The organism is Streptomyces antimicrobicus, from assembly GCF_020532625.1.
Lineage (GTDB): Bacteria > Actinomycetota > Actinomycetes > Streptomycetales > Streptomycetaceae > Streptomyces > Streptomyces antimicrobicus.
Genome location: NZ_JAJAUY010000021.1, coordinates 22,741 through 38,822, shown reverse-complemented (window position 1 = coordinate 38,822; position 16,082 = coordinate 22,741). Strand labels below are relative to the sequence as shown.

The 16,082-nt window shown below is 69.9% G+C and carries 12 protein-coding genes and 6 pseudogenes; 7 read left to right on the top strand and 11 right to left on the bottom strand.

The window, feature by feature from the left end; genetic code table 11:
• Nucleotides 1–53 precede the first annotated feature (53 nt).
• Nucleotides 54–1,040 (bottom strand): alpha/beta hydrolase, encoded by a 987-nt coding sequence (locus LG632_RS08370; protein WP_226726215.1) that lies wholly within the window; start codon nucleotides 1,038–1,040, stop codon nucleotides 54–56.
• A gap of 33 nt (nucleotides 1,041–1,073) precedes the next feature.
• Nucleotides 1,074–3,872, bottom strand: coding sequence for a helix-turn-helix transcriptional regulator (locus LG632_RS08365; protein ID WP_226726214.1), 2,799 nt, complete (start codon nucleotides 3,870–3,872; stop codon nucleotides 1,074–1,076).
• A gap of 408 nt (nucleotides 3,873–4,280) precedes the next feature.
• Between LG632_RS08365 and LG632_RS08360 the strand changes: the two genes are divergently transcribed.
• Nucleotides 4,281–5,351 (top strand): AraC-like ligand-binding domain-containing protein, encoded by a 1,071-nt coding sequence (locus tag LG632_RS08360; protein WP_445271385.1) that lies wholly within the window; start codon nucleotides 4,281–4,283, stop codon nucleotides 5,349–5,351.
• Here the strand turns inward: LG632_RS08360 and LG632_RS08355 are convergent.
• From LG632_RS08355 to LG632_RS08335, 5 genes and pseudogenes are all read right to left on the bottom strand, one after another.
• Nucleotides 5,308–5,922: an FMN reductase gene (locus LG632_RS08355; RefSeq protein ID WP_226726213.1), complete on the bottom strand. Its 615-nt coding sequence runs from the start codon at nucleotides 5,920–5,922 to the stop codon at nucleotides 5,308–5,310. The two genes, LG632_RS08360 and LG632_RS08355, sit on opposite strands and share 44 nt — an antisense overlap.
• Nucleotides 5,919–7,004, bottom strand: a complete 1,086-nt coding sequence (locus LG632_RS08350) for an LLM class flavin-dependent oxidoreductase (RefSeq protein ID WP_226726212.1) — start codon at nucleotides 7,002–7,004, stop codon at nucleotides 5,919–5,921. The genes LG632_RS08355 and LG632_RS08350 overlap by 4 nt, the downstream gene beginning before the upstream one ends.
• Before the next feature lie 223 nt (nucleotides 7,005–7,227).
• A complete protein-coding gene (locus LG632_RS08345) occupies nucleotides 7,228–8,064 on the bottom strand; it encodes an alpha/beta fold hydrolase (RefSeq protein WP_226726211.1) in 837 nt (278 codons plus the stop codon).
• 212 nt (nucleotides 8,065–8,276) lie between these two features.
• Entirely contained in the window at nucleotides 8,277–8,714 is a 438-nt protein-coding gene (locus LG632_RS08340) for a DUF6234 family protein (RefSeq protein ID WP_226726210.1), read from the bottom strand.
• A gap of 101 nt (nucleotides 8,715–8,815) precedes the next feature.
• Nucleotides 8,816–9,124, bottom strand: a pseudogene (locus tag LG632_RS08335) (MBL fold metallo-hydrolase); the annotation flags it as partial.
• 31 nt (nucleotides 9,125–9,155) lie between these two features.
• Between LG632_RS08335 and LG632_RS30175 the strand changes: the two are divergent.
• The 4 genes and pseudogenes from LG632_RS30175 to LG632_RS30795 all read left to right on the top strand — a co-directional run.
• Nucleotides 9,156–9,284, top strand: coding sequence for a hypothetical protein (locus LG632_RS30175; protein ID WP_264201555.1), 129 nt, complete (start codon nucleotides 9,156–9,158; stop codon nucleotides 9,282–9,284).
• A 138-nt stretch (nucleotides 9,285–9,422) separates the two neighbouring features.
• A pseudogene (locus tag LG632_RS08330) lies at nucleotides 9,423–9,760 on the top strand (tyrosine-type recombinase/integrase); the annotation flags it as partial.
• 105 nt (nucleotides 9,761–9,865) lie between these two features.
• A pseudogene (locus tag LG632_RS30700) lies at nucleotides 9,866–10,195 on the top strand (winged helix-turn-helix domain-containing protein); the annotation flags it as partial.
• A 48-nt stretch (nucleotides 10,196–10,243) separates the two neighbouring features.
• Nucleotides 10,244–11,236, top strand: a pseudogene (locus LG632_RS30795) (IS630 family transposase); the annotation flags it as partial.
• 307 nt (nucleotides 11,237–11,543) lie between these two features.
• Here the strand turns inward: LG632_RS30795 and LG632_RS08310 are convergent.
• Nucleotides 11,544–11,738: a hypothetical protein gene (locus LG632_RS08310; protein WP_226726208.1), complete on the bottom strand. Its 195-nt coding sequence runs from the start codon at nucleotides 11,736–11,738 to the stop codon at nucleotides 11,544–11,546.
• A gap of 123 nt (nucleotides 11,739–11,861) precedes the next feature.
• Entirely contained in the window at nucleotides 11,862–12,272 is a 411-nt protein-coding gene (locus LG632_RS08305; protein ID WP_226726207.1) for a hypothetical protein, read from the bottom strand.
• A gap of 502 nt (nucleotides 12,273–12,774) precedes the next feature.
• On the opposite strand from LG632_RS08305, the pseudogene LG632_RS08300 reads away from it, so the two are divergent.
• Nucleotides 12,775–13,077 (top strand): annotated as a pseudogene (locus LG632_RS08300) (tyrosine-type recombinase/integrase); the annotation flags it as partial.
• A 1,612-nt stretch (nucleotides 13,078–14,689) separates the two neighbouring features.
• Here LG632_RS08300 and LG632_RS30790 read toward each other — a convergent pair.
• A complete protein-coding gene (locus tag LG632_RS30790) occupies nucleotides 14,690–14,920 on the bottom strand; it encodes a DUF7848 domain-containing protein (RefSeq protein WP_445271384.1) in 231 nt (76 codons plus the stop codon).
• A 154-nt stretch (nucleotides 14,921–15,074) separates the two neighbouring features.
• Between LG632_RS30790 and LG632_RS08295 the strand changes: the two are divergent.
• A pseudogene (locus tag LG632_RS08295) lies at nucleotides 15,075–15,373 on the top strand (tyrosine-type recombinase/integrase); the annotation flags it as partial.
• Between the two features lie 73 nt (nucleotides 15,374–15,446).
• Here LG632_RS08295 and LG632_RS08290 read toward each other — a convergent pair.
• Nucleotides 15,447–16,082, bottom strand: coding sequence for a hypothetical protein (locus LG632_RS08290; RefSeq protein ID WP_226726206.1), 636 nt, complete (start codon nucleotides 16,080–16,082; stop codon nucleotides 15,447–15,449).

Genomic DNA, 16,082 nt, shown 5'->3' with positions numbered 1-16,082 from the left:
GTCATCTGACGGTGGGTCGCTGCCGGGCCGGCCGGCCGGCGGGCACGGCCGTGTCAGCCGGCCAGGGCGTCCCCGAGGAATCGACCGCCCTGCCGGACAGCGGCCCGGGTGGGCGGGCTGTCGCGCAGGGAGTCCAAAGAGACGAAGTCGTGGACCGTGCCCAGATGGCGCACAGCGACCACCGGCACTCCCGCCAGCCGCAGCGCGGCGGCGTACTGCTCGCCCTCGTCCCGCACGACGTCCGCCTCCGCCGACACCACCATGGCCGGGGGCAGACCGGCGAGCTCGGCGGTGGTGGCGCGCAGCGGCGCGGCCGTGGCCTCGGCGAGGTCGGCCTCGTCGGCGTACTGCCGCCAGTACCACTCGACCACCGCGCGCGGGGTGAGGTAGCCGAACTCGAACTGCTCCCCTGACGGGGTGTCGCAGTCCGGGTCGGTCATCGGGTAGTAGAGCAGCTGCGCGTGCAGACGCGGGCCGCCACGCCGCTTGACCATCATGGCGAGGGCCGTGGCCATGGTCGCTCCGGCGGAGTCGCCGGCCACCGCCAGCCGCCGGTCGTCCACGGCCAGGTCGGCCGCGTGCTCGGTCACCCAGGTCAGGACCGCGTACGACTCTTCCAGCGCGACCGGGTAGCGGGCCTCCGGAGTACGGGTGTACTCCGGTACGACGAAGACCGCGCCGCTGACGGCCGCCAGCTCACCGATCAGCCGGGCATGGGTCCGGCCGTCACCGAGCATCCAGCGGCCACCGTGCAGGTAGAGGACCGCGGGGAGCGGGCCGGCGGGACCCTTCGGCCGGAAGAGCCAGAAGCCGACGGTCCCGGAGGGGCCCACGGGCGCCACGTGGAACTCGGCCGGCACGTCGAAGTCGTCCCACCGGTGCCCCTGCATCTCCAGCAGGGCCTGCCGGCCGTCCTCGGGACCGAGCTGGTGCAGGTACGGCGGGCCGGCCGAGGCGTCGACGAGCCGCTGCACGACAGGGTCGAGGACGACGGCGGGCCGGTCGCGTCCGGCGGAGTCCAGGGCGGGATCGAAGGTCACGCGTCCCCCTCACTATCCCTCACCACGGCGGCCTCACAGGTCCTGGAAGAGACCACTGAGCTGGTTGCGGTTGCTGACGCCCAGTTTCGGATACACCTGGTACAGGTGGGAACTGACGGTGCGGGGAGAGATCATCAGCTGCTCGGCGATCTCCTTGTTGCGCAGCCCCTGGGCGGCCAGTCGCACGATCTGGCGCTGCTGGGCGGTCAGCTCCGCCAGCGGTCCGGCCTGCGCGGGCCCGGTGGGCGCACCGCTGGCCCGCAGCTCCACGCGTGCCTCCTGCGCGAGCCGCGCGGCGCCGAGCCGGGTGAACGTTTCCAGCGCCATGGCCAGCAGGGGACGGGCGTCCAGGGGGCGCCGCTTCCTGCGCAGCCACTGGGCGTAGTGGAGCCTGGCCTGCGCCCGGGCCAGGGGCCACTGCTCGCCCGCCGGATCGACGGTGGCGAGCCGGAAGTGGTGCTCGGCCTCCAGGGGGTCGCCGACCAGCGCGTCCGCGTGGTGCAGCAGCAGCCTCATGCGCGCCGTCGGCCGCGGTCCCACCGCGGTGCGCACCGCCTCGACGATCCGCGCCGCCTCCTGCTGGCGCCCCGTCCGCTGGGCGGCCGCGGCCAGGTCGGCGACGGACCGCGGGGAGAGGAAGTGGTGCAGGGGTGTGCCGTCCTCGGTGAACAGGGACCGCATGTGCCGGAACGACGCCTCGAAGTCGCCCTGCGCGGCGGCGGCGGCGCCGGCGGCCCGCAGCAGGCGGGCGTGAGTGGCCCGGTTCTCCGCCAGGGGGACGGCGGTCCAGGCGGGGTCGGCCGGGACCTCGGCAGGAAGGCCGCGCAGCGCGTCCAGAGTCACCCGGAGCGCCGCGATGTCGATCTCCAGGTGCCGCAGCTTGTGGACGGCCGCCAAGGTGGCGGCCTCCTCCAGCTGCTCCTCGGCCTGCGTCCACCGCCCGGTGTCCATCAGCGCCGAGGCCAGCGCCGCGCGTGAGACCCTGGTGGGTCCCACGGAGCCGTACGCGGTGAGCACCGCGTACGCGCGCTGGTAGGACTCCACGCACAGGTCCGACTCGTCCGCGTACCAGGCCAGTCCGCCGAGGGCGAGCACCAGGATCATGTCCCCGACCTGGGCGGTGGGGCCGGAGGCGGTCGGCCACCGGTCGAGCTGCTGCCGCAGCAGCTCGGGAGCGCGGGTCGGATCGGCCCCGGCGAGGGTTCCGGCCCGGACCCGGTCGGCCGTGCTGGTCATCGCCAGTTCGGTGTAGGTGGTGTCACCGCCGTCGGGTCCGATCGCCTCGACGAGGGCGGCGAGGGGGCGCCTGACCTCGGGCAGGCCCGACTGGAAGGCGACTGCGTGGAGCATGGCGGTCAGCGCCAGGACCGTCATGGGGTCCTTCGGCGGCTCCGGTTCCAGGGCACTCATCAGCACCTGGAAGCCCTGCCGTTGGTGGCCGAGCAGGGACAGGGCCATACCGGCGCCCTGGGCCACCATGCCGAGCACGTCGCGGTCGTCCGTCAGGCCGCTGACCTTGTCGTACAGCTCGCGGACCCACCCGGGGTCGCCTGCGTTGTTCGCGGCGCGCAGCGCCTTGGCGTACCGCCGCGCCCGGTCCTGGGCCCGCGGGCTGCACTCGGCCGAGCGCTGGAGGGCCTGCCCCGCCGCGAAGAAGCCGCCGCGCCGCTCGGCGAGTTCTGCGGTGTCCTCCAGCGCCGCGGCGACGGCCTCGTCCTCGCCCAGGCAGGCGGCGGCCAGGTGCCAGGCCCGGCGGGCGGGATCGGTGGTGAGGGCGCAGGCCAGGTCGCGGTGGGCGCGCTGGCGCAGATGGGCGGGGGCTCCGTGGTAGGCCGCCGCGCGGACCAGCGGGTGCCGGAAGGCCACCCGGCCGTCCACGAGCGTGAGGAGACCGGCCTCTTCGGCGGGGGCCCAGGCGGCGAGATCCGTTCCCGTTCCGGCGGCGGCCATGACCGTGGCGATGTCCTCGTGCTCCGACGCGGCGGCGTGGAGAACCAGGCGCCGGGTGGTCTCCGGCAGGCTCCGCAGCCGGGCGGCGTACAGCTCTTGCAGCCGTTCCGTCCGCGGCCGGCCCCCGCCGTGCAGCACCCCCGCACCGTCGGCTCGGGCCGCGCGGCACAGCTCGATGACGGCCAGGGGATTGCCTTCGGCCTGCCGCAGCACCTCCATGCGGGTCCGGCCGGTCGGCGGATGCGGTTGCGCGTCGAGGAGTTCGGCCGCGGCCTGCGGCGGCAGCGGATCGAGCGGCAGGGCGGGCGCGTCTGCCGGGACCCCGTCCGGGGGCGTCAGCCCGCGCGCCGCCAGCAGGACCGGGACGCCCCTGGCCGTGATGCGGCGCACCACGAAGTCCAGGACGTCGAGGGAGTCCCGGTCGACGTGCTGGACGTCGTCCACGGCGATCAGGAGGCGCTGCCCGCGGGCGATGTCCGTCAGCAGCGTCAGGACCGCCATGCGCAGCGGCATCGGATCGACGGGGCCCTGTGCGGGGGCCATCCCGAACGCGGCCTCCAGGGCGTTGCGCAGGTGGTCCGGCAGCCCGCCGAGGTCGGACAGGACCGGGAGGAGGAGCAGGTGCAAGGACGCGAAGGAATGCCGGGACTCGGCCTCGGCGCCCTGGGCCGCCAGGACGAGCGCCCCGCGGTCCCGCGCGTGGTCGGCGGCGATCGACAGCAGCCTCGACTTGCCCGCGCCCGCCTCACCGAGGAGCAGCAGCGTCCGCGGCCGGTTCCATCCCTCGTCGACGGTGTCGAGTACGCGGGTGAGCTCTGCCTGCCGCCCGATCAGCCCCGTAGCGGCGAGGGAGCGGTCCACGGTGCTCCGGTCAGCTCCCATGCCGGCCCCCGGTCCGCTCGACCACGACCACTCCCCTTGGATATTCCTACAGACTCACGCACTGCATGATCAACTGATCAGCCTATGCGACCGGAGTGGGCCGTCCGCACCTCCGGGTCCGCCCGCCGCCCGCCGCGGCATGCCGGCCGGCCGGCAGGAATTTCTGCCTCTGTTGTGCCTGGGACCGCCGCCCACGGGATGTTTGGCTGTTCTCAGAGAGCGAGAACCCGCAGGTCAGAGCCGGTGCACAGGCCTTGCACCGGCCTGTCCCGAGGCGACGGCCGCCTGCCTGAGCGGCAGCACGGTACGGCCGGCTCCGGTCCTTCCGTCCGCAGAGGCACTCCCCTTTTCGCCGCCTCGCCCTCCGCCCTCAGCCCTGAACAGACCCGTCCCTGAGTGGAGGCCGCCTTGAACGTGATGCTGACGACCGACTCCGTCCCCGAGCAGCAGAAGGTGACGTACTGGAACGAGGTGGTGAGCAGAACGCTGGTGCCGATGGCGGTGTCACCGCGGGGGACCGGCCCCTTCGACGGCAGGATCACCACCCGTCGCCTCGGGTACCTCCAGGTCTCGACCGTGGAGGCCGACGCGAAGTCCGTCAGCCGTACCCCGGCGCTCATCACCCCGTCCTGCGAAGCGCTGGTGGCGGTGGCAGTCCAGATGTCCGGCACGGCCACCTTCGCGCAGGGCGGCCGGACCACGGAGGTGGGCGAGGGGGACCTGGTGGTGTACGAGACGGGCAGACCGTACTCCATCGACTACCCCCGGCGTTTCACCACGCACGTCTTCCAGCTCCCCCGCCACACCTTGCCCGTGTCCGACAGCGACCTGCGTCGGATCGCCGGCGACGCCATCCGCACGAGCGGTGGCGTCGGGGGGATGCTCTGTCTCTTCCTGTCCGCGTTGGCCTCCCTGTCCGGCGCCCGGCCTCCCGTCATCGCGCACAGACTGGCCGGTGATTTCGTCGATCTGCTCAGCACGCTGATCGCCGAGCGGACGCGTCCGGACGGCGCCCGTCCGGACACCGCTTCCGGTGCCCTGCTGCTGCGCGTGCGTGAGCACATCGACCGCAACCTGGGCGACCCGGACCTGTCGCCGGAGAGCATCGCTCGGGCACACGGCATGTCGGTGCGCTACCTCCACAAGCTGTTCGAAGGTGAGGGGACCACCGTCTGCCGGCTCGTCCAGCGACGGCGTCTGGAGGAATGCAGCCGGGAGCTGGCCCACCGCGGCAGGGCGACCGCCAGTGTGTCGGCGGTCGCCCATCGGTGGGGATTCAGCAGCCCCGCCCATTTCAGCCGGATCTTCCGCGCCGCCTACGGTGTCCCCCCTCGTGAGTGGCGCGCCCTGCACACCGCCCGCGACCCGCTGTCCCCGGTGCCCGCCGGGCCGTCCACGACCGCGTCGACCACCACGGCCGACGGTCTGCGGGACGTCAGTCGAACCGAAGGTCGGAGAGCCGGCGTTCGAGGGCGGTGACCTCGTCCTCGGGCGCCTCCCCGGCCGGGCGGGCGGCCATCAGCGCGGCGAGCTCGGCGGCCGCCCTCCGTACCCGACCGGGCAGGCCCTCGGTGTACGCGTCGCCGCCCGATCCCCAGTCCTCGGAGGCCGCGTACACCGCGGTGGGTACCGCGGCCGCCCGCAGGTAGGCGAAGAGCGGGCGCAGGGCGTGGTCCAGGACCAGGGAATGGCGGGCCGTCCCGCCGGTCGCCGCGAGGAGGACCGGCTTGCCCGTCAGGGCGTCGGGGTCGATCAGGTCGAAGAAGGACTTGAACAGCCCGCTGTAGGAGGCGGTGAAGACGGGGGTCACGGCGATCAGGCCGTCCGCCCGGGTGACCGCGTCGACGGCTGCGGCGAGGGGCGGACCGGGAAAGCCGGTCACGAAGTGGTGGGCGACGGCGAGGGCGAGTTCCCGGAGTTCGACGACCTGTACGTCGACCGCGCGGCCCCGGTTCCCGAGCTCCTCGCGGGCGGCCTCGGCGAGGCGGTCGGCGAGCAGGCGCGTGGAGGAGGGGGTGCTCAGCCCCGCGGAGACGGCGACCAGTTTCATGCGCCGGTTCCTCCCTTCGCGGCCCGCAGGGACGCATGCGTGGGGGCGTCCGGCACGTCGGCCGGGCGGCCGACGGCGAACTCCTTGCGCAGCACGGGCACCACTTCCTCGCCGAGGATGTCGAGCTGTTCCAGGACGGTCTTCAGCGGCAGGCCGGCGTGGTCCATCAGGAACAGCTGCCGCTGGTAGTCGCCGACCGTCTCCCGGAAGGACAGCGTCCGCTCGATCACCTGCTGGGGCGAACCGACCGTCAGCGGGGTCTGCTCGGTGAACTCCTCCAGCGACGGACCGTGCCCGTACACCGGGGCGTTGTCGAAGTACGGGCGGAACTCGCGGACGGCGTCCTGGGAGTTCTTCCTCATGAACACCTGGCCTCCGAGTCCGACGATGGCGTCCTCCGGCCGGCCGTGGCCGTGGACCGCGTACCGCCGCCGGTACAGCTGGACCATCCGCCGGGTGTGGTCGGCCGGCCAGAAGATGTTGTTGTGGAAGAACCCGTCACCGTAGAAGGCGGCCTGCTCGGCGATCTCCGGGGAGCGGATGGAACCGTGCCACACGAACGGCGGGACGCCGTCCAGCGGGCGCGGCGTGGACGTGAATCCCTGCAGCGGGGTGCGGAACCTGCCCTCCCAGTCCACCACGTCCTCACGCCACAGCCGGCGCAGCAGCGCGTAGTTCTCCTTGGCGAGGTCGATGCCCTGCCGGATGTCCTGGCCGAACCACGGGTAGACGGGACCGGTGTTACCGCGCCCCATCATCAGGTCCACACGGCCGTCGGCCACGTGCTGGAGCATCGCGTAGTCCTCGGCGATCTTCACCGGGTCGTTGGTGGTGATGAGCGTCGTGGCGGTGGACAGGATCAGCTTCTCGGTCCGTGCGGCGATGTGGCCGAGCATCGTGGTGGGCGAGGACGGCACGAACGGCGGATTGTGGTGCTCCCCGGTCGCGAACACGTCCAGACCCACCTCCTCCGCCTTCACGGCGATCGCGATCATCGCCTTGATGCGCTCCCCCTCGGAAGGGGTGCGCCCGGTCGTCGGGTCGGGGGTCACGTCCCCCACGGAGAAGACTCCGAACTGCATATATGCCTCTTTACTAGTACATCGGTGCCGTTCCCCGAACGGTAGGCGTTCCTCGGGCGGTCCTCATGCTTCTGAGCGCAGGAGGTGTTGCCTCTCAGCGCCCGGCGCCGCCGGGGCCGGAACCGGGCGACAGAAACGGGCACTGCCCGCCCGGACGACCGGACGGGCAGTGGGAGTGGGCGGGCCCGTGCCTCTCGTTCGAGGGGCGAGGGGCCGCTGCGGGTCACTTCCGCAGGAAGGCCAGGAGAGCCTCGTTGACCTCTTCCGCGTGGGTCCACAGCAGGCCGTGCGGGGCGCCCTCGATCTCGACGTAGTCGGCGGAGGGCAGCGCCTTGTGGAAGGGGCGCGCGGTGCCCTCGGCCGGCAGGATGCGGTCGGCGGTGCCGTGGAGGATCAGGGCGGGCACGTCGACGGCGGGAATGTCGGCCCGGAAGTCGGTGTACCAGGTCGACGGCGCGGCGGACGCGGCGAAGAAGCCGCCGCGGGCCGCGGTGTTCCAGCTGTTGCGGACCGCCTCCTCGCTGATCCGGGTGCCCAGGTTCTCGTCGAGGTTGTAGAAGTCGTGGAAGAAGGCGCTGTAGTAGGCGTACCGGTCGGCCTTGACGGCGGCGACGACGCCGTCGAAGAACTCCTTGGGGGCCACGCCGTCCGGGTTGTCGTCGCTCTTGAGCAGGCAGGGCTCCAGCGAGGCCAGGAAGGCGACCTTGGCGACGCGGGCCGAGCCGTAGGCGGACACGTAGCGGGCGACCTCGCCGGTGCCCATGGAGAAACCGACCAGGACGGCGTCGTTCAGGTCGAGCGTCTCCATCACGGTGTTCAGGTCCGCGGCGAAGGTGTCGTAGTCGTAGCCGGCCGTCGGCTGCGAGGACCGGCCGAACCCGCGGCGGTCGTACGTGATCACGCGGTACCCGGCGTCCAGCAGCGCGGCGGTCTGGCGCTCCCAGGAGTGGCCGTCGAGCGGGAAGCCGTGGATGAGCACGACCGGCTGACCGGTGCCGTGGTCCTCGTAGTAGAGATCGACGGCGGTGGTGTTCTCCTGGCCCACGGTGATGAACGGCATGTGCTGGTACCTCGTTTCGGAATGTCTCTCAACGGACTCCGCCACGCTAGGCCGCCCCCGGCACCCCCGTTTGCCGCGCAGCGCACCCCTTCTTGCCCACGGGCGCAACGACCGCGGCCACCGGCGCGCCGCCGGTGCGGCGAGGACCGCGCCGCGGTCCCGGCTCCCGGTCGCGTGAGGCACGGTGTCGAAAGTCGTGCGGTGCAGCCGGGTCAGTTGCACCTGCCGCTGCCGCTGTAGCAGGGCACGTACTCGGGGCCCGGACGCGGCGGCGGATCCGGGTGGAGGCGGTCCGCGTCGTGCTGCGCGAGCGCGAGCAGCGCCGCGACGGCCAGGGCGGCGAGCAGTTGGAACACCACCGTCCAGCGTGCGCGGAACAGGGCCGCGACCGCGGCGAGGGCCAGGACGACGACCAGGTGGTACGACAGCCAGGTGAGCTCCGCGAGCTCTGCCGCCTCGATCCGCTCGGCCTCCCCCTGGGCGGCCCAGACCTCCATGCCGGTCCCGAAGCCGTGCAGCACGGCCACGGCGACCTCGACGAGCAGGAGGAGGACGCCGAGAGCGACGTCCGCGCCCGTGGACTTCCGCCGGGACCACGGGCGCCAAGGGGGCCGTGGCCGTGCGGGCGGTGCAGCGGATGCGTCGGTCATGGCCCCAGCCTGGTGGGCCGCTCACCGGTGGCGCATGAGTACGGGTACTCAGCCCCGGCCCGGCGACGCGTGAGCCGCCCCGGGATCCGGCCCGCCGAGCGTCACCGGTCGCCGGCGAGGTCCAGGTCTGCGGCCCGGGCGTCGTGCGAAGCACCGTCCGCCGACGCGGGGCGGCGCCACGGGTGGGCGATCGGAGAGGAGATCGGACGCCACCAAGGCTCCACGGGCAGCGTCCCGGCCGGTTCGAAGGGCTCGCCCGGACGCGGGAGGGCGATCTTCTGGCCCGCCGCTCCGGCGGCGTCCGCGGTCCACTCGGCCGGCTCCGCCCAGGGGTGGAAGGCGAGGTTGAAGGTGCCCCAGTGGATCGGCAGCAGCACCCCGTGCGGCGTGGATCCCTGCAGGTCGAGGTTCACCTACCGAGGTGATCCGGCAACGCTCCGGATGCTGCTGGAAGCCGGAGCCGATCCCGAGCACCAGAACGCGAAGGGCATGAGCCCCCGCGATCTTGCCGATCTGATCGGCAACTACGACGTGGCCGATCACGTGCCCGGCGCCGGGCAGAGCCGGTAGCCGCTCGTCAGGCCTCCTGCCTCTCATGCGACTGCTGGACGTAGTTCGTAGAAGGTGCCGTCGCGGAGCATCGCGAGGAGGACGTCGGCTCGCCGTCTGGCGAGGCAGAGGAGGGCTCGGGTGTGGTACTTACCCTGACTCAACCTCGACGCCGGTGCCGCCGCCATCCGCCGCACACTCCAGCGCAGCAGCGCAGGCGGGCACACCACATTGCGTACCAAGACCCGGGCCTCCGAGCGCTGCATCGCTCTCCCTGACCGCTGCGTCCAGTCGCTGAAGCGCCACCACGAACAGCAGCAGCGTGAGCGCGAGGCAGAAGGCACCGCTTGACAGCCCACGAGCACGTCTTCACCACTGCGCAGGGCGGATCGCTCGACCCAACCAACCTCACCCGCGCCTTCACCACGCTCCTCCGCAAGGCCGATCCCCGCCGCATCCGCTTCCACGACCTCCGCCACTCGACTGCCGCCCTCGTCCGCTGACGTTGCCTCTGAGGTTGAAAGGGTGGGGTGACAGCGGACGTTGACGGTGCTACATCCTCGTCATGAGGTACGCGGATGGCGGCGGTCTGACCGCTGCGGGTGTCACGGAAGTCGGCCTACGCCTGGCACGCCGTCTGGCGTGAGGGCGGCAGTACGGCCCTGGCTTCCAAGGGGGCCGGCGGCTTTCCGTGCCGGCTCGGCTATGTCCAGGCGGAGCAGTTGCAGGCCGAACTGGAGGCGGGACCGGCGGCACACGGCTGGAGCGAGGATCAACGGTGGACCCTGGCGAGGGCCGCGGAGCTGATCCATCGCCTGTTCGGCTACCGCTACACCCCGCGTGGGGTGTCGTATCTGCTGCACCGGCTGGGCTGGTCATCGCAGGTCCCGGTGCACCGGGCGGTCGAGCGGGACGAGCAGGCCGTTGCCCGGTGGCGGACGGAGCAGTGGTCATGGGTAAGAGGTCGGCCCAGTTCCTGGGCGAGCGCTGTGATCGCGAAGGACCTGAGGGTCCGTGTCCGGTCGGTGCAGCGGTGGCGGCAGGCGTGGAACGAGGGCGGTCCGCGGGCTCTGCGGTCTCAAGGGCCAGCGTCGCTGCCCAGGCTCAGCCAGAAGCGCAGTTGGAGGCGGAGCTGGCCAAGGGTCCGGCCGCGCACGGCTGGGAGGACCAGCGCTGGACGCTCGCGCGAATCAAGACGGTGATCGGCCGGCGCTTCCACCTGACCTACACGATCCAGGCGTGCGCAAGCTCCTGGTGCGTAACGGCTGGTCCTGCCAGGTCCCGGCCCGACGCGCCGTGGAACGTGACGACGACGCGGTGGCTGGATGGGTGAAGGTGGTGTGGCCCTGCGCGGAAGGCTCGCGGCGGCCCGTGGAGCCTGGCTGGTCTTCGAGGACGAGGCCGGTTTCTCCATGACGCCGCCGCAGGCGAAGACTTGGTCCCAGCGCGGCCGGACCCCGGTGGTGCGGGTCCGCGGCTGTTCCCGCAGGCGGATATCGATTGCCGCGCTGACCTGCTACAAGCCCGGTCAACGCTCAAGGCTGATCTACCGGCCGCGCCGGGACGATGGCCAGCGTGACGGGCGTAAGAGCTTCTCCTGGCGCGACTACCGGGACCTGCTGACCGCCGCCCATCAGCAGCTCGACGGCCCGATCGTGCTCGTCTGGGACAACCTCAACGTCCACAAAGCCGCTGACCTGCGGGAATGGGCGGCAGCCCAGGACTGGCTGACCATCCACTACCTGCCGCCCTACGCACCCGACCTCAACCCCGTCGAAGGGATCTGGTCCCTCCTGCGACGCGGCTGGCTCTCCAACGTCGCCTTCAGCACCCCCGAACACCTCATCCAACGCATACGACGCGGCCTACGGCACATCCAGTACCGCAGCCACCTCATAGACGGCTGCCTAGACCGGCCTGGCCATCAGACCCGCCTGAGCAACCGCACGACATCACGAGTTCAACCTCAGTAGCCGGGCAACGAGGCGAAGAACATCGACTCCACCGCCCGGTTCAAGCCCTCCACCGTGCCCTTCAGATGCGGGGTATAAGCAGGCAGGTCGTCCACATCTCTGCGCCTGCCGGCGAGCCGCCGCCCGGGGCGCTGGTGGTTGAGGTGGAGGACCTGGGCAGGTTCACCAGCGAGACAGCGGTGAAGTCATGCAAATCCTCGCCAGAAAAACGCCAATCCCCTTCCAGAGAATATTTCTGGAAGGGGATTGCGGCGCCCCCGGACCCCTCACAGGGGAACTGGGGGATCCTCAGAGGGCTCCAATACTGCTAGATGCGACCTCGATCTCCAGGTTCACCATCATCGATCCACTGACCGATAGCGATCAACCTGCTTCCGTCGAAAAGCTCAATCCGGTCGCAAGAATTTAGCAAACCCTGATATTCATCCTGGAAAACAAGCTCCAGCTCAACCTCGCAGTCCTGACCCAAATGGAATACCTCTTCCTCGGTGGTGGACTGCACGACGCAACTGGTAAAGCGCTCTCCGACCTTCAACTGGGGGCGGATCCCACTCAGCGCCGAAGTCCTCCGCCCCCCCTTCGGCCGTCAGGAGGAATCTCACTCGCGCTCGCACAAAGCTCACCCTCACATTCCGCTAAAGAACATGTTCGATCCCTTGAGGGCGTCATGGAATATGTCGCTCTGAGCACCTGGTTGCACGGTGATCACTCCGTTCCGGAAGATTGACACATCGATGTCCCGGGAGAAGTCAAAGCGGCCCAAAGAACTCCGGTCGACGGTGACCTTCAGAATCGCAACCTTACTCTTGTCCCAATTGGCGTAGCCAAGCGCCTGATTCTGCGTCAATGCAAATTGTCGACCTTCGAGGCTGGGGCCTCCGGGGTGAAATCCGCCCGTCTTCATGACGCCCTCGAATTCCCTCACCCCCACGGCACGGTAGAGATCGACCGTGTCGCCTGGGCCCTGCACGGACTCGGCGGCCTTAGCCGCGCCGTTGCAGTTGTGGACGAGGACCGGGGTGGCGCCTGCCAGCACATAGTACGTGTGCTGGCTGAGGTGCCGTCATCTGCGTTTTTGCAGGTCAGCGCAATTCGGCCAGTCCGTGGATGTGCGTGGAAGTCTCCTCGTGTGCGCCTGTGTTGCCGTCGGCGTTGCCGTCAGACGGCTGCGCGCGTGAGGTCGGTGGAGTGGGCTTTGGCCGGTGTCCTGCCCGGGTTGGGGTCGGGCATGGTCAGGGGGCCGTACGCTGGCCCGGCAACTCGGGCAGGTCGTGATCCTGTGGAGCCGACCGGCCCCACCTCCGGGCCTTCGCCCCGGCCAACTACCCGTCGTCACCTCGCCGTCGGCCTGGCGCTCGCCGCGCGGGCACGTCCGGCTTCCTCCGCGCTTCCTGTCGTCCGCTGCGCTGTTTCTGCGCGGCCTGGTCGCTGGCCGGCCCGCGGTGGCGGAGCCGAGAGCGGGCCGGGTGGGCGGCCGTGCCGCGCGCGACCCGCGTCAGCGGGTCGCCTTGAAGACGTAGAGAAAGTTTGGGCGCATTGGACGGCCTCTCGACCCTGCCAACCTCACCCGCCGCTTCCGCAGCTTCCTCAACCGGGCCGGACTCCGACGCATCCGCTTCCATGACCTCCGCCACTCGACCGCGACCCTGATTCTGGAACAAGGCGTCGAGCTCGTCGTGATCAAGGAACTCCTCGGCCACGCACACATCGGCGTCACCGCCGGCGTCTACGCCCACGTACGACTCCGACTCCAACGCCAAGCCATCGACACCCTCAGCAACGCACTCGGCGAAGCCATCGACGGCAACGACGCCCCACCAGACGCAGCCGTCGTCCGCTGACGTTGCCGTCAGCATTGCCGTCATCGGGACTGGAGCCTGTCAGGCACGTTCCGCACCCTTTGGCCATTCAAAGGACTGAGGTGGCGCCACCAAAGCCGCGAGAACACCCTCCACACCTTCGTCGGTAAGAGCGATCAAGCTCCACCCGCCCCCCTGGACGGTGAATAGGCCAACCGGAGGGCCATCCTCGTCGAGAACTGCAAAGAAGTCCCGCCATCCAAATCTATTCTTCCGGAACTCATCCAGTGTGGAATACCGGTCTCGATACGTGCCTCGAAGTGTGGACCTCGGCCCAATTCCAACGCGGATCAAACCGGATACCTCCTCAAGGATTTCCGACACAACGGGAGGCGGCAGCAAAACCAACGACTGACATTTGGCCCTTCGAAGTAGCTCCACAATCTTCGAAGTGGGCACTTCTTGCAAACTCGCCAAGATGACTCCATTGAGAACGCTGGTGGGCGGTACCCGCAGGTACCGCCCACCAGAGCTTAATTATCAGAACCCGAGATCCTCTAGTCGCGCACCGGGCCATGCCGCCCTGGCTCGACCTTGCATGACCCCTTGGATGATCACTTCAGCCTCACCACGAAGGTCATCCTCCACCCATGGCTGATCGTTTACATGGACGTGGAAACGTCCGCTGGGGATGGTGGCTCTAATGACAACTCCACTACCTCCACCTCGGGTAGCCGCTCGAATAGCGGCAGCGGGACTAGTGGTCCAGCTGGTGTAGTCACTATCGGTCATACCGAGATGGTGCATCTCAGGCGTCGAGTCCCCGCCCCGCGGCCTTGCAATTCCTTCCACCGCATCATCAAAGGCGGGGTTGGGGCCCCCGGTCTCGCCGCTCACTTCCGCAACTCCCCGATAGACCGTGGTGCCGCCACCGCAATTGTGCACAAGCACCGGAGTGGCACCCGCGAGCACATAGTACGTGTGCTCGCCGGGTAGGCGTCACCTGCATTTTCGCTGGTCAGCGAATTCCGGCCTGTCCGTGGGTGTGCGCGGAAGTGCCGTGCTGTGCGCCTGTGTTGCCGTCGGCGTTGCCGTCAGACGGCTGCGCGCGTGAGGTCGGTGGAGTGGGCTTTGGCCGGTGTCCTGCCCGGGTTGGGGTCGGGCATGGTCAGGGGGCCGTACGCTGGCCCGGCAACTCGGGCAGGCTTTGGACCTGCCCGGAATTTGAACGAGTGGCCCCCCCGGCCTTGCCCGACGCGGGCACCGGCCCGGGGAGGTGGGTAAAGCCCACGGAGCCGACCGGCCCCACTTCCGGGCCTCCGTCCCGGCCAACTCCCTGCCGTCGCCTCCCCGTCGGCCTGGCGTTCGCTGGGCTGGCGTGTCCGGCCTGCTCCGCGCTTCCGGTGGTCCGCTACGCGTTTCTGCGCGGCCTGGTCGCTGGCCGGCCCGCGGTGGCGGAGCCGAGAGCGGGCCGGGTGGGCGGCCGTGCCGCGCGCGACCCGCGTCAGCGGGTCGCCTTGAAGACGTAGAGAGAGTTTGGACGCATCCCGCTTCGGCGGTACGCCGTGGTCGGTGGCCGAGCGTCCGGCTGGGCTGCCGGCCTGGTGCGACTGTCTGCGGGTTGTGGGTGCTGTTCCGGCTGGCGGTGGTGGTTCTACTCGGCTCGGGTGACCTTGGCGTGGTCGGTGAAGACGCGCCTGAAGAGGTCGTGACCGGTGCGTCCGGTGTGGCGGAGTGCCCAGTCCTGTGCGGCTTCCTGCTCGGAGTGGGGTCCGGATTCGGCTCCGCAGGTTGCAGCGGCGCAGAACGCCTCGTAGGTGATGCCGCCTTCGGGTGCATGGCGGATGCTGTGAGCGACGTGCCGGTAGACGGCGCGGGGGCTCACTGGTGGCCCTCCGGATGGCGTCGCATGTAGACGTTGCAGTCGCTGACGGTGGTCATATCGCCGACGACACGGGCCCGGTCACGTACGTTGGCCAGCTCGGCACAGCCCGCGCAGCCTTCGACCGGCGTCGGCTCCGGGTCCAGGCGCAAGGCGCCGCCCTCTCGACCCGGCCAACCTCACCCGACGCTTCCGCAGCTTCTTCGACCGGGCCGGACTCCGACGCATCCGCTTCCACGACCTACGCCACTCGACCGCCACCCTGCTCATGGAACAAGGCGTCGACCTCGTCGTCATCAAGGAACTCCTCGGCCACGCCCACATCGGCGTCACCGCCGGCGTCTACGCCCACGTCCGACTCCGCCTCCAACGCCAAGCCATCGACACCCTTGGCCACGCCCTCGGCCCGACCGACGACGACCTGACGCCCCACCTGCTGCAACGGTCATCCGCTGACGTTGCCGTCAGCGTTGCCGTCAAAGCCCCGCCAGCGTGCATGCTGGCGGGGCTCTGACGGTTCGCTATGCCGCTAGAGTTCCCAGTTGCTAAGCGCGGCAACCTCTTCGATGGAAGGCGCCAGTCTCGCACTGAAGCCGGTCGATGATGCCTGGATTCGGTTCACAACCGAGGCGCGAGGTGCTTCCTGGTCAGAAGCTGTCGCCTCACGAGCAAGAACGTCAATTACTTCACGCTCTGCGTCGATCTCCATTTGAACAAGAGGTCCCACTGGAGGGGAGGGGTCGCCATATCTGACGACCACAGGCTTCTCTCCACCCACCTTGAAGTCGAGCATGGAGAGCAGTGACCTGACGGTGTTGATAGCCATCTCGGCCTTTACGGCGGATGGCCTCATTGAAACCGCGAGAGCGTTGCCGACCAGCGCCATGGATTGAGCCACGTAGAACTCAGGCTGAGAGGAATCATCCTCGCCGTCCTGAGATTCCAGCTCTAGCTCATCCAGCGCCTCGGCGCACTCATCCTGCACGGAATCTCCAACAGCTGCCGCCCAGACGAGACCGAGCGATGCGTCGACCCACTCGGACTGCTCCGACCGGCCTAGGGATCGACAGAAGCCAGCACCCCGCTCCGCTGCTGCGGCGCAAATCAGCACCAGTTCAGATTCCGATGCATTCGAGATTGCCTGCAGTTCCGGCGAAATCTCCAT

Coding starts and splice junctions, on each gene's coding strand:
- LG632_RS08290 (WP_226726206.1), bottom strand. CDS start 16,082: ATGGAGATTTCGCCGGAACTGCAGGCAATCTCGAATGCATCGGAATCT.
- LG632_RS08340 (WP_226726210.1), bottom strand. CDS start 8,714: ATGACCGACGCATCCGCTGCACCGCCCGCACGGCCACGGCCCCCTTGG.
- LG632_RS08345 (WP_226726211.1), bottom strand. CDS start 8,064: ATGCCGTTCATCACCGTGGGCCAGGAGAACACCACCGCCGTCGATCTC.
- LG632_RS30175 (WP_264201555.1), top strand. CDS start 9,156: ATGCTGCTGGAAGCCGGAGCCGATCCCGAGCACCAGAACGCGAAGGGC.
- LG632_RS08350 (WP_226726212.1), bottom strand. CDS start 7,004: ATGCAGTTCGGAGTCTTCTCCGTGGGGGACGTGACCCCCGACCCGACG.
- LG632_RS08365 (WP_226726214.1), bottom strand. CDS start 3,872: ATGGGAGCTGACCGGAGCACCGTGGACCGCTCCCTCGCCGCTACGGGG.
- LG632_RS08355 (WP_226726213.1), bottom strand. CDS start 5,922: ATGAAACTGGTCGCCGTCTCCGCGGGGCTGAGCACCCCCTCCTCCACG.